The following is a 12,736-nucleotide window of genomic DNA, read 5'->3' as shown; positions in this document are numbered from 1 at the left end:
ATTGCGAGGACCTATATGGGTAAGAAGGACGACGACGGCGTGAACGACCGCATGTGCATCGTGACGCGCGAAAAGGGTGAGGCGGATGATCTGATCCGCTTCGTCGCCGGCCCGGACGGAAATGTCGTTCCGGACCTGAAGCGTCAGCTCCCCGGACGTGGATGCTGGGTGAAGGCCGAACGGGCGATCGTCGACAAGGCGGTCGCCAAGAAGCTTTTTTCGCGGGCGCTGAAGGCGGAAGCCAGGGCGGATGCGGAACTCGGCGCCGAAGTGGACCGTCTTCTGGCGGGCCAGCTTGGCGGCATGATGAACATGGCGCGCAAGGCGGCCCAGTTCATCACGGGTTCCTCGAAGGTCGACCAGGCGGTGCGTGCATTGGCGGCACTTGCGGTCTTCCACGCGACGGATGCCGCCGCCGATGGCGTCCGGAAAATTGACCAGGCGCGCAAGGCGGCAAGCTTCCTGCGCGATGACGAGACGGAAATACCGTCCTTCAAGCTCTTCTCGGAGAGTGAATTGGAGGGCCTTTTGGGCCAGAATGCTTTTATCCACGCCGCAGCGCTTGCAGGGCAGGCGGGTGAGGGTGTAGTGAAGCGCGCAATCATGCTCGAAAAGTACCGGGGCGACAGCCAAATGATGGCAAAAGGTGGCGCTGGCCATACCAACCGATGACGCGGTTACCGGCATTCGGCCGGCCGAAATCGCATTGGACGAACACAATTGAACGACGGAGTCTGGTGATACGCATCCGGCTCTGATCTTAGGAACGGAACGGAATGACCGACAACGAAGACGACAAGACGATCAGTGTGGCTGGCAAGAAGACCCTGAGCCTGAAGCCCTCGGGGGTTCAGCAGGGAACCGTTCGCCAGGACATGGGTCGTGGCCGGACGAAGGCCGTCGTGGTCGAGACCCGCACGAAGCGCCACTTCAGCCGCCCGGGAGACGAACGCACGGTAGCAGCACCTGTTGCACCGGTGCAGCAGCGCCAGCCCGCGCCGCAGCCGCAGCAGCCGCGCCCGGTGCAGCGCCAGACCCCCCAGGTGGAACATAGCCGTCCGCGCGGCGGCGTCGTGCTGAACCAGCTTTCCCCCGATGAAGTCGAGGCCCGTCGTCGCGCGCTTGCAGAAGCGCAGATCCGCGACGCCGCCGAAGCGCGCCAGCGCGCCGAGGACGAGGCCCGCCGCAAGGTGGAAGAGGAAGCGCGCCAGAAGGCCGCCGAAGAAGAGCGTCTGCGCCTGGAGAAGGAAGAGGCCGAGCGCCGCGCCATCGAGGCCGCTTCGCCGGCCCCGGCCGTGGCCGAAGTTGCCGCCGAGCCGGTCGTGGTCGCAAAGCCCGCCGTTACGGCGCCCGCAGGCGCCGACAGCCGCCCGCAGCCGACCCGCACCACTCCGGCCGTCACGCCTGCAGCCGTTCCCGGCCGTGGCCGTCGCGAGACGGAAGAGGAAGAGGCAGCACGCCCGCGCGGCGGTGCCCCGGTCAACCGTGGCAAGGTCACGCGTCCGGAGCCTGCCAAGGTCCCGGCACGTCCGAAGGCCGATGATGGCCGCCGCCAGGGCAAGCTGACGCTGACGACCGCTTCGACCGACGAGGACGCCACGCAGCGTGGCCGTTCGCTTTCGGCCATGCGCCGTCGCCAGGAGAAGTTCAAGCGCAGCCAGATGCAGGAGACCCGCGAAAAGGTCATGCGCGAAGTCATCCTGCCGGAAACCATCACCATCCAGGAACTGTCGCAGCGCATGTCCGAACGCGCCGTCGACGTCATCAAGTACCTGATGAAGGAAGGGCAGATGATGAAGCCCGGCGATCTGATCGACGCCGACCTGGCTGAAATCATCGCCGGCGAATTCGGCCACACCGTCAAGCGCGTTTCGGAATCCGACGTCGAAGAAGGCATCTTCAATGTATCCGACGACGACGGCGATCTGGAAGCCCGTCCGCCGATCGTGACCATCATGGGTCACGTCGACCACGGCAAGACCTCGCTGCTCGACGCTATCCGCAAGACGAGCGTCGTCTCCGGCGAAGCCGGCGGCATCACGCAGCATATCGGCGCCTACCAGGTCGAGCACAACGGCCACAAGATAACCTTCATCGACACCCCCGGCCACGCCGCGTTCACCGCGATGCGTGCCCGTGGTGCGCAGGCGACGGACATTGCGATCCTCGTGGTCGCGGCCGACGACAGCGTGATGCCGCAGACGATCGAGTCCATCAATCATGCCAAGGCGGCCGGTGTTCCGATCATCGTGGCGATCAACAAGATCGACAAGCACGAAGCCGACCCGCAGAAGGTGCGCAACCAGCTCCTTCAGCACGAGGTCTTCGTCGAATCGATGGGCGGTGAAACGCTCGACGTCGAAGTCTCGGCCAAGAACGGCCTGAACCTCGACAAGCTGCTCGAAGCCGTGCTGCTGCAGGCCGAAATCCTCGACCTCAAGGCGAACGTCAACCGTACCGCCGAGGGCGTCGTCGTCGAAGCCGAACTCGACCGCGGCCGCGGTGCCGTCGCGACGGTTCTTGTGCAGAAGGGCACGCTGACGCCCGGCCAGATCATCGTGGCCGGCGACCAGTGGGGCCGTGTGCGCGCGCTCGTCAACGACAAGGGTGAACACGTCAAGTCGGCAGGGCCTTCGATGCCCGTCGAGGTGCTGGGTCTCTCCGGCACGCCGGCTGCCGGCGACCGCTTCGCCGTCGTCGAAAACGAAAGCCGTGCCCGCGAAATCTCGGAATACCGTTTGCGTCTCGCCCGCGAGAAGCAGGTTGCCCGCCAGGCCGGTTCGCGCGGCTCGCTCGAGCAGATGATGAGCCAGCTCCAGTCCACGGGTCTCAAGGAGTTCCCGCTGGTCATCAAGGGCGACGTGCAGGGCTCGATCGAAGCCATTGCCGGCGCTCTCGACAAGCTCGGCACCGACGAAGTCCGTGCCCGCATCGTGCATTCGGGCGCCGGCGGCATCACTGAATCCGACATCTCGCTTGCCGAGGCGTCGAATGCGGCCATCATCGGCTTCAACGTCCGTGCCAACGCACAGGCCCGCACCGCGGCCGAGCGTGCCGGTCTCGAAATCCGCTACTACAACATCATCTACGATCTGGTGGATGACGTGAAGGCGGCCATGTCGGGCCTGCTCTCGCCGGAACGGCGCGAAACCTTCCTCGGCAATGCCGAGATCCTCGAGGTGTTCAACATCACGAAGGTCGGCAAGGTCGCGGGTTGCCGCGTCATCGAAGGCAAGGTCGAGCGTGGTGCCGGCGTGCGTCTCGTACGCGACAACGTCGTCATCCACGAAGGCAAGCTCAAGACGCTCAAGCGCTTCAAGGACGAAGTCGCCGAAGTGCCGATGGGCCAGGAATGCGGCATGGCCTTCGAGAACTACGAAGACATCCGCGCCGGCGACACGATCGAGTGCTTCCGCGTGGAGCACATCACGCGCACGCTCTAAGCGTCCGGCGATCCAAACATCATGCGAGCGCCGGATCGTTTCGGCGCTCGCATTTTTTTAAAGGTGACGACCATGGTAAGAGCAACATCCTCAGCGCCCTCGCAACGCATGCTGCGCGTGGGCGAGCAGGTGCGCGCGGCGATCACCCAGGTGCTTCAGCGCGGCGAAGTGCGCGATCCGCTGATCGAGACGACGGTGATCTCCATCTCGGAGGTGCGCATGTCGCCCGACCTCAAGCACGCCACGGCCTTCGTGACGCCGCTCGGCGTCAAGGACCACGACACGGTGATCGAGGCGCTCAACCGGAACGCAAAGTTCATCCGCGGCCGTATGGGCTCCCAGCTTCGCCAGATGAAGTACATGCCCGACGTGCGCTTCCGCGACGATACGAGCTTCGACAATTACAAGAAGATCGACGAAATCCTGCGTTCGCCGGAAGTCGCCCGCGATCTTGCCGCCGACGACGACGGCGACAAATAACCTAGGAATAAGATGTCCAAGCCCCGCAAGCCCAAGGGCCGGCCGATTTCCGGCTGGCTTATCCTCGACAAGCCGTTCGATTTCGGCTCGACCGAGGCCGTCGCCAAGATAAAGTGGCTGTTCAAGGCGCAGAAGGCCGGCCATGCCGGCACGCTCGATCCGCTCGCCTCCGGCATGCTGCCGATCGCGCTGGGCGACGCCACCAAGACCGTGCCCTACGTCATGGATGGCCGCAAGATCTACGAATTCACCGTCACCTGGGGCGAGGAGCGCAGCACGGACGACCTCGAAGGCACGGTGACGCAGAGCGCCGACAAGCGCCCGACCGCCGATGAGATCAAGGCGATCCTCGGCGAATATACCGGCACCATCCAGCAGATCCCGCCGCAGTTTTCTGCAATCAAGATCGACGGCGAGCGCGCCTATGATCTCGCCCGAGAAGGCGAAGTCGTCGAAATCCCCTCGCGCGAGGTGGAAATCCACCGGCTGACGCTGATCGGCTGCCCGGACGAGAACACGGCGGAATTCGAGGTCGAATGCGGCAAGGGCACCTATGTGCGCGCGCTCGCCCGCGATTTCGGCCGCCAGCTCGGCTGTTATGGCCATATTTCCGGGCTGCGCCGCAGCTTCGTCGCGCCATTCGGTGAGGACGACATGGTGCCGCTCGCCGAGCTTACGGCGCTGGAGAAGATCGAGGACGAGGCCGAGCGCCTGGCAGCGCTTGACGCCTTCCTGATCGACACCGGCGAGGCGCTGTCCAGCCTGCCGCAGATCGTCATCAATGACGACCAGGCGCATCGGCTGCGCATGGGTAATCCGATCATCCTGCGCGGCCGCGATGCGCCGGTTTCGGCGGACGAGGCCTATGCCACGGCGCGCGGAAAACTGGTGGCGATCGGTGAGATCGGCGGCGGTGAATTCCGGCCCAAGCGGGTCTTTGCCGGCTAACAAAGGGTCGGCGGAACCAATCGCTGCCGACTTGATTTCACCACAAGCTACAGGCTTTATGGCCGGCGAGGTTCGCTCACAAGCGGGCAGGGCGGCGCATTGCCGTCTCGCCCGGTCGCGGGCGAAGGGTGAAAGGGCTGGCCGTTGACGATTGCGCCGACTGACAGAACGGTGTCCGATGAGGACGCGGGTGAGGGCGCAGGCCCTGTTCAGAGCCGCCGGCGCATGCACCACCCGGTCGTCTTCTACCTCGTCTGCCTCATCCTCGTCATCGTCATTCCGTCCTTCCTTTTCTCCATCGTCGTGCTGAAGCGCACCAACGAGGCGCAGGAACGCATCTTCGAATCGCTGCTGCGCACCTCGACGGGTGCCGTGAACCGCGCCGTCGAGCGCGAGATTTCCGGCATGTTCTCGACGCTGAATTTCCTGTCGACCTCGGACAGCCTGGAGAAGGGCGATTACGCGTCCCTGCATGGGCAGGCGACCAAGGCGCTCGAAGGCACGGACATCTATTTCCTCGTCATCGACCAGACGATGCGGCAGTTGCTCAACACGCGCGTGCCGTACGGCACGGTGCTGAACACGACGTCGGAGCCGGTTTCCGCCGGCCTGGCGCTGGCACGCGGCGAGCGCATCGTCTCGGACCTGTTCTTCGGCAGGACCGCGCAGCAATGGGTGTTCAACGTCTACCAGCCGATGCGCCTTGCCAATGGCCAGCATGTGCTGTTGACGCTGACGAAAAATGCCGAGTCGCTCCGGCGCGCGGTCAATCCGGATATTCTCTCGCCCGGCTGGAATGCCGCGGTGCTTGATTCCGAGGGCACGGTCATCGTCTCGACGGATGACAAGCAGAAGACCGGAACGCCCTTCTTCCTGCGCGTCGTGCCGTCGCTGCGCCTCGGCGTCAGCACCATGCGGCAGGGCGGCACCGAGTATCAGGTTGTCACGGAGTTCTCCTCGCTTGCCGGCTGGCGCATGATCGCCTGGGCAAAGTCCTCGGATGTGCAGGGGCCGGCCGTCTCCTCCTTCCTCTGGCTGACGATCGGCGGCGCGGTCTTTGCAGCGCTCGCCGCCGCCAGCGCCGTCGGTATCGCCCGCGTGCTGTCGCGTGACGTGCGGCTGCTTGCGCATGATGCGCGCCGGCTCGGCCACGGCGAACGGGTCGCGCCGCGCCCCTATGCCATTTCCGAGCTGGAAACGGTGTCGCGCGCGCTCGCCGAGGCGGCCGATGCGCGCGTCAAATCGGAAAACGAGGTGCGCTTTCTGATGCGCGAGGTGGCGCACCGCTCGAAGAACCAGCTGACCGTCATCCAGGCCATGCTGAACCAGTCGGCGGCGGGTGCGGACAATGCGGCTGACTTTGCGGATACCTTCCGCAAGCGCGTCGCCGGTCTCGCCCGTTCGACGGACCTGATGATCGCCAATGCCACCCAGGGCGTGAACCTCGCCGAACTCGCCAAGAACCAGCTGAAGCCCTTCACGCCCGACGACACGACGCGCGTGCGCATTGCCGGCCCCGCAGTGCTGCTTGATCCGCAGGCCTCGCAGACGCTTGGCATGGCGCTACACGAGCTTTCCACCAATGCCACGAAATACGGTGCGCTCGCCAATGAGACGGGCGTGGTATCGCTGAGCTGGGTGACATCGGGCGACGATCTCAATCTCGTCTGGCGCGAAAGCCGGGCGACGATCGACAAGGATGCCATCGCCGCAAGCCGCAAGGGTTTCGGCAGCGTCGTGCTGGAGCGCATGCTCGGCATGGCGCTCGATGCCAAGCTCGATTTTATCGTGCATGACGACGGCATCGAATGGCGGGTGACGATCCCCCTGGCGCGGCTGCGCGATGAGGACGTCCACCAGCAGGGCACCGCGCCATGAGCAAGCCGGCTTTCTTCCGACATATCCATTGCAGGTCTATTTCATGACGTCCTTCTTGCGCGTGTTCGCCGTCCTGGCATGCCTTGCCGCCTCCACCCCTTCCGCCTTCGCCGCCTATGGCGAATGTTACGTCGACGACCCCACGGGCACGCCGCTCAACGTGCGCACGGCGCCGAACGGCACGATCCTGACGACGCTTGCGAACGGCTCGGTGGTCGAGGTGGTCGACGAGATAAAGATCGGCCAGAAACACTGGCTCTTCGTCGCGCGGCAGGGCGAACGGCTCGGCTGGATCTTCGGCGCCTATGTCGTCTGCAAGCAGCCGGGAGAAACGCGCGAGGCGGGACCGAGCCAACCGGCCGAGCAGCGCTAGGCGTCCCGAACGACGGCTCTTCCCTTTCATAAGGGAATGGTTTATAGGCACCGCCAGCAATGCGGGCCCAGGCTCCGCTTGCATTCACGGCCATTGCTGGACGACATCCCGGCTTTTGGCGTCCTAAGTTCTCCATTCATGAAAGGACATACGATGTCGATTACTGCTGAGCGCAAGGCTGCGCTGATCAAGGAATATGCAACTGTCGAAGGCGACACCGGTTCCCCGGAAGTCCAGGTTGCTATCCTGACCGAGCGGATCAACAACCTGACCGGCCATTTCAAGGACCACAAGAAGGACAACCACTCCCGTCGTGGCCTTCTGACCATGGTTTCCAGCCGTCGCTCGCTTCTTGATTACCTCAAGAAGAAGGACGAAGCCCGTTACAGCAAGCTGATTGCTGCCCTGGGCATTCGCCGCTAAGCCTTTTCGGCGGGCGTTCTCACGAGCGCCCGCCGCTTTCTTTCGCGGAAGAGAATTCCGCTAAAGCAATTCCAGCAAGAGCGCGGACCGCGGTTTTGCGTTTGGGATTGCGAAATAAGGACACACCGTTTTGCCTGTGCCGGTTGCGACCGCCTCGTGAAACGGAATTCTCCAGCAGGCCGGATGGGCCGGTCCTGCGGAACCAACCGATGACCTGTCATGGGGCAGGATTGCAGGATGCTTCAGGCGCGCGCCTGTCGTCGGCCGGGCTCAAAGAGCCTTCGCCCGCAGAGTTCGCGAGCCAACACCCGGAAGCCTCCCGTTGTCTTGCCCATGATGCGTCATGAAAGCGGATAGACCACCTGCGCCTTTTCGGGCGGCGGTGCGCGTATCTGCCAAGAAGGACAAGACATGTTCGATACCCATACGGTTGAAATCGAATGGGCGGGCCGTCCGCTCAAGCTGGAAACCGGCAAGATCGCCCGTCAGGCTGATGGCGCGGTTCTCGCGACCTATGGCGAAACCGTCGTTCTCGCCACCGTCGTTTCCGCCAAGGCGCCGAAGCCGGGCCAGGATTTCTTCCCGCTGACCGTCAACTACCAGGAAAAGACCTACGCCGCCGGCAAGATCCCGGGTGGCTACTTCAAGCGCGAAGGCCGTCCGTCGGAAAAGGAAACGCTGGTTTCCCGCCTGATCGACCGCCCGATCCGCCCGCTCTTCCCGGAAGGCTACAAGAACGACACGCAGGTCGTCGTCACGGTCGTCCAGCATGACCTCGAAAACGATCCCGACGTCCTGTCGATGGTTGCCGCTTCCGCAGCGCTCACGATCTCCGGCGTTCCCTTCATGGGCCCGGTCGGCGGTGCGCGCGTCGGCTACATCAACGGCGAATACGTCCTGAACCCGCATCTCGACGAGATGGACGAGTCCGTTCTCGACCTCGTCGTCGCCGGCACGCAGGACGCCGTTCTGATGGTCGAATCCGAAGCCAAGGAACTGAACGAAGACGTCATGCTCGGCGCCGTCATGTTCGGCCACAAGGGCTTCCAGCCCGTCATCGACGCGATCATCAAGCTTGCTGAAGTGGCTGCCAAGGAACCCCGCGACTTCAACCCGGAAGATCATTCCGCGCTCGAAGCCGAAATGCTGGGCCTGGCCGAAACCGAACTGCGCGCTGCCTACAAGATCACCCAGAAGGCCGACCGCTACGCCGCCGTCGACGCCGTCAAGGCGAAGGTGAAGGCCCACTTCTTCCCGGAAGGCGTCGAGCCGAAGTACACCGCCGAAGTGATCGGCGCCGTCTTCAAGCACCTCCAGGCCAAGATCGTTCGCTGGAACATTCTCGACACCAAGAGCCGCATCGACGGCCGCGACCTCGACACCGTTCGCGCCATCGTCTCGGAAGTCGGCATCCTGCCGCGCACGCACGGTTCGGCCCTCTTCACCCGCGGTGAAACCCAGGCTGTCGTCGTTGCGACGCTGGGCACCGGCGAAGACGAGCAGTATGTCGACAGCCTGACCGGCATGTACAAGGAACGTTTCCTGCTGCACTACAACTTCCCGCCCTACTCGGTCGGTGAAACGGGCCGCATGGGCTCCCCGGGCCGCCGCGAAATCGGCCACGGCAAGCTCGCCTGGCGCGCCATCCGCCCGATGCTGCCGACGGCGGAACAGTTCCCCTACACGCTGCGCGTCGTTTCCGAGATCACCGAGTCGAACGGCTCGTCCTCGATGGCAACGGTTTGCGGCACCTCGCTCGCGCTGATGGACGCCGGCGTTCCGCTGGCCAAGCCGGTTGCCGGCATCGCCATGGGCCTGATCCTCGAAGGCGACCGTTTCGCCGTTCTCTCCGACATCCTCGGTGACGAAGACCACCTCGGCGACATGGACTTCAAGGTCGCCGGCACCGCCGACGGCATCACCTCGCTGCAGATGGACATCAAGATCGCCGGTATCACCGAAGAGATCATGAAGGTCGCGCTCAGCCAGGCGCAGGGCGGCCGCAAGCACATCCTCGGCGAAATGGCCAATGCCATCTCCGAAGGCCGCTCGCAGCTCGGCGAATTCGCACCGCGCATCGAAGTCATGAACATCCCGGTCGACAAGATCCGTGAAGTCATCGGCACGGGCGGCAAGGTCATCCGCGAAATCGTCGAGAAGACCGGCGCCAAGATCAACATCGAAGACGACGGCACGATCAAGATCGCATCGTCCTCCGGCAAGGAGATCGAAGCGGCCCGCAAGTGGATCCACTCGATCGTTGCGGAACCGGAAGTCGGCCAGATCTACGAAGGCACGGTCGTCAAGACCGCCGACTTCGGCGCCTTCGTCAATTTCTTCGGCCCGCGCGACGGCCTCGTGCACATCTCGCAGCTCGCCCAGGAGCGCGTTGCCAAGACCTCCGACGTCGTCAAGGAAGGCGACAAGGTCTGGGTCAAGCTGATGGGCTTCGACGAGCGCGGCAAGGTTCGCCTCTCCATGAAGGTCGTCGACCAGGCGACCGGCAAGGAAGTCGCTGCCGAGAAGAAGGGCGACGGCGAAGCCGCCGAATAATCGTACCCTCTACCTTTGAAAGGGGCGCGGAGCGGCACGTTCCGCGCCCCTTTTACTTATGCTCAATCTGTTCTCCCGCCCGTCCGAAAGCCCACCCATATGACCCGCGAAGCCCTGAAAACCCTGTTCCATCCTTTCGCCTCCGGCACGCTTGCCATGCCCGGCGAGGACGAGCGCTATCTGTTCCTCGGCGCAGAGGCCGGCCAGCGGCCGCCGGAAGGCTTTGGGGCGATGCTCGACGCGGTCCAGCCGCTTCGCCCGCTCTATCGCGGCCTGGAGGCGGTGCGCGTGCCCGTCAAGCCGCTGGTCGAGGGCGAGGACTATGACGGCGCGCTGATCCTGATCAACAAGCACAAGGGCGAGAACGAGAACCGCATCGCGGAAGCGCTGCGCCGCGTGCGCACGGGCGGCATCATCGTCGTTGCCGGCGGCAAGGAAGACGGCATCCAGTCTATGCGCAAGCGGCTGGACCAGCTCGGCCTGACCGGCGACTACATGCCGAAATACCACGGCCTCGCCATCTGGTTCGCCCGTCCAGAAGACCCGGCTGACGCCATCGCCAAGCTCGCGGCCAAGCCGGTGCGCATCGTCGGCCGCTTTACCGCAGCGCCGGGCATGTTCTCGCATGACCGGATCGACGACGGGTCGGAACTGCTCGCCACCCGCATCCCGGAAGATTTCCACGGCCATGCCGCCGATTTCGGCGCGGGCTGGGGCTATCTCTCCGTCATGCTCGGCGGCCGCGCGCCGCAGGTGAAGGGCATCGACCTGTTCGAGGCGCATTACGAAGCGCTCGAAGCCGCCAAGGAGAACATGGCGGAGAACTGCCCGAACATCCCGACGCGCTACTACTGGTTCGACCTGACGGCCGAGACGCCGCGCGACCACTACGACCTCATCGTCATGAACCCGCCTTTCCATGAAGGCCACGCGGCCGACCACGCGCTCGGCGCCGGCATGACCCAGGCGGCGGCGAAGGCGCTCAAGGTCGGCGGCCGCCTGCTGATGGTCGCCAACCGCGGCCTGCCCTATGAGCCGGTGCTGAAGGAGGCCTTCAAGGAGAGCGGCGAGGTCTGCCGCAACGCCCGCTTCAAGGTCCTATGGGGCAAGCGCTAGTCTAAATGCTCACAGCGGCAGCGCGAAGGTCTGCTTGATCGTCTCGCTCGGCACGTCCGTCTTGACGTTCTGGATGCCGTTCTTGCGGGTGAGGTTCGCCGCCTGGAAGCGGCGGTAGTCCGCAAGGTCCGCCACGACGACGCGCAACAGCGCGTCGCTCTCGCCGAGCATGATGTAACACTCCACCACCTCGGGCAGCCGCTTCATCGCGGCGATGAAATGGTCGATCGTCTCGGCATCCTGCGCGGTGAGCCAGACGCGGGCAAACATGGAAAGCTGCAAGCCCACCTTCGCCTGGTCGACGACCGCCACATAGCGGCTGATCACGCCCGCCTCTTCCAGCAGCTTGACCCGGCGCAGGCAGGGCGAGGGCGACAGGCCGACGCGCCTTGCCAGCTCGATATTCTGCATCCGGCCATCCTGCTGCAATTCGCGCAGGATGCGGCGGTCTATGTCGTCGAGCTGCATTGGAATCCTCACAAACGTTCAAGCCGGTTAACGGCAGCTGATGCCAAACTCTTCCCCAGCTTTGGCATCTTGGCAACCCCGTTGCGCATGGGGTCGGCTAGGCTTGCCCGGTTTGACGAGGAGAGCGACATGGATTGGGCTTGGGTTCTGGCGGCATCGGGCTTTGCATTCGCCATGGCGGGCACACCGGGGCCGAACAACACGATGGTGACGGCCTCCGGGGCGAATTACGGCTTCCGCCGCACGCTTCCGGTGGCGATCGGGATGGGCATCGGTGTCGCCGTCATCATCTTCGCCGTTGCCGCGGCGGGCGGATCGATCGTCTCGGAGCCGAGCGTGCATCTGGTGCTGAAATGGGTGGGTGTCGCCTATCTTCTCTGGCTCGCCTGGCGCATCGCCAACGCCGCGCCCGCCGGCTTCGCCGCGGAGAGCGGTAGGCAGCGGCCGTTCACGGTCGTCGAGGGCGCGCTGCTGCAACTCGTCAATCCAAAGCTCTGGGTGATGGTGGCGGGCGCCGTCGTCACCTATGGCAGCGGCATCGCCGGAGACCTGACGGTGCCAGCCGCCTTCGCCGTCATCTTCGGCGGCGCGACCCTTGTCAGCACCGTGGCGTGGACCGTCGTCGGCGTCGGGGCTGCGCGGTTCATCACCCGCGAGCGCAGCCTCCGGCTGTTCAACCGCGCGATGGCGCTGCTGCTCGTTCTCTCGCTTGTGCCCGTCGTGCTGGAATAGCGACCGATTGCCATTTCAATGAAAGAGGTCCACCATCACGGAACCGTTCCGTTCAGGAGATCCGTAATGGCTTTTGGACCTGCAAGACCGCCGATCACGGAAGATGTGGCGGAAGTCATCGTCAAGGATGTGAAGGAGGCGGAGGGGCACACACCGACCTCCGAAGTGCCGCTCGCCTTCCTGAAGCGCGCCGCGGAGGGAAAAGTGCCGGAAATGAACAGTCGCGTGCGCGTGCTGTTCCTCGGCGTGCTCGCCGTGGTCATCCTGCTCGTCGTCGTGCTGATGGCGCTTTGAAGGCAGGGGAAGACGGCGCGAGGCTTTT

12 protein-coding genes are annotated in these 12,736 nt (G+C 64.4%); 11 read left to right on the top strand and 1 reads right to left on the bottom strand.

Annotated features, from left to right (window positions below):
• Positions 1 to 15: 15 nt before the first annotated feature.
• The 9 genes from AC1RWL_RS13965 (at position 16) to AC1RWL_RS13925 (ending at position 11,214) form a co-directional block, all read left to right on the top strand.
• Entirely contained in the window at positions 16 to 672 is a 657-nt protein-coding gene (locus AC1RWL_RS13965) for an RNA-binding protein (RefSeq protein WP_256117841.1), read from the top strand.
• A 104-nt stretch (positions 673 to 776) separates the two neighbouring features.
• Positions 777 to 3,443, top strand: a complete 2,667-nt coding sequence (gene infB / locus AC1RWL_RS13960; protein WP_256117839.1) for a translation initiation factor IF-2 — start codon at positions 777 to 779, stop codon at positions 3,441 to 3,443.
• 72 nt (positions 3,444 to 3,515) lie between these two features.
• Positions 3,516 to 3,923 carry a 30S ribosome-binding factor RbfA gene (gene rbfA / locus AC1RWL_RS13955; RefSeq protein ID WP_256117838.1) on the top strand — a complete coding sequence of 136 codons (408 nt, stop codon included), beginning with the start codon at positions 3,516 to 3,518 and terminating at the stop codon, positions 3,921 to 3,923.
• A gap of 12 nt (positions 3,924 to 3,935) precedes the next feature.
• Positions 3,936 to 4,871 carry a tRNA pseudouridine(55) synthase TruB gene (gene truB, locus AC1RWL_RS13950; protein WP_435267520.1) on the top strand — a complete coding sequence of 312 codons (936 nt, stop codon included), beginning with the start codon at positions 3,936 to 3,938 and terminating at the stop codon, positions 4,869 to 4,871.
• A 171-nt stretch (positions 4,872 to 5,042) separates the two neighbouring features.
• Entirely contained in the window at positions 5,043 to 6,749 is a 1,707-nt protein-coding gene (locus tag AC1RWL_RS13945; RefSeq protein WP_439629935.1) for a sensor histidine kinase, read from the top strand.
• Positions 6,750 to 6,792: 43 nt separating this feature from the next.
• Entirely contained in the window at positions 6,793 to 7,122 is a 330-nt protein-coding gene (locus AC1RWL_RS13940) for an SH3 domain-containing protein (RefSeq protein ID WP_493095026.1), read from the top strand.
• A 153-nt stretch (positions 7,123 to 7,275) separates the two neighbouring features.
• Positions 7,276 to 7,545: a 30S ribosomal protein S15 gene (gene rpsO / locus AC1RWL_RS13935; protein WP_230807809.1), complete on the top strand. Its 270-nt coding sequence runs from the start codon at positions 7,276 to 7,278 to the stop codon at positions 7,543 to 7,545.
• A gap of 411 nt (positions 7,546 to 7,956) precedes the next feature.
• Positions 7,957 to 10,098 (top strand): polyribonucleotide nucleotidyltransferase, encoded by a 2,142-nt coding sequence (pnp, locus tag AC1RWL_RS13930; protein WP_256117828.1) that lies wholly within the window; start codon positions 7,957 to 7,959, stop codon positions 10,096 to 10,098.
• 99 nt (positions 10,099 to 10,197) lie between these two features.
• A complete protein-coding gene (locus tag AC1RWL_RS13925) occupies positions 10,198 to 11,214 on the top strand; it encodes a class I SAM-dependent methyltransferase (protein ID WP_493095025.1) in 1,017 nt (338 codons plus the stop codon).
• A gap of 9 nt (positions 11,215 to 11,223) precedes the next feature.
• Here AC1RWL_RS13925 and AC1RWL_RS13920 read toward each other — a convergent pair whose 3' ends face one another.
• Positions 11,224 to 11,682, bottom strand: coding sequence for an Lrp/AsnC family transcriptional regulator (locus AC1RWL_RS13920; protein ID WP_493095024.1), 459 nt, complete (start codon positions 11,680 to 11,682; stop codon positions 11,224 to 11,226).
• Positions 11,683 to 11,811: 129 nt separating this feature from the next.
• Between AC1RWL_RS13920 and AC1RWL_RS13915 the strand changes: the two genes are divergently transcribed.
• Both AC1RWL_RS13915 and AC1RWL_RS13910 read left to right on the top strand, forming a co-directional pair.
• On the top strand, positions 11,812 to 12,414 hold the full coding sequence (locus tag AC1RWL_RS13915; RefSeq protein WP_493095023.1) for a LysE family translocator: 603 nt from the start codon (positions 11,812 to 11,814) through the stop codon (positions 12,412 to 12,414).
• Positions 12,415 to 12,480: 66 nt separating this feature from the next.
• Positions 12,481 to 12,708 (top strand): hypothetical protein, encoded by a 228-nt coding sequence (locus AC1RWL_RS13910; RefSeq protein ID WP_256117823.1) that lies wholly within the window; start codon positions 12,481 to 12,483, stop codon positions 12,706 to 12,708.
• The last annotated feature ends 28 nt before the right edge of the window (positions 12,709 to 12,736 follow it).

The sequence above is a fragment of the Shinella sp. GW821-FHT10F02 genome (assembly GCF_058809275.1).
This window is presented reverse-complemented; position numbering and strand designations above follow the sequence as displayed.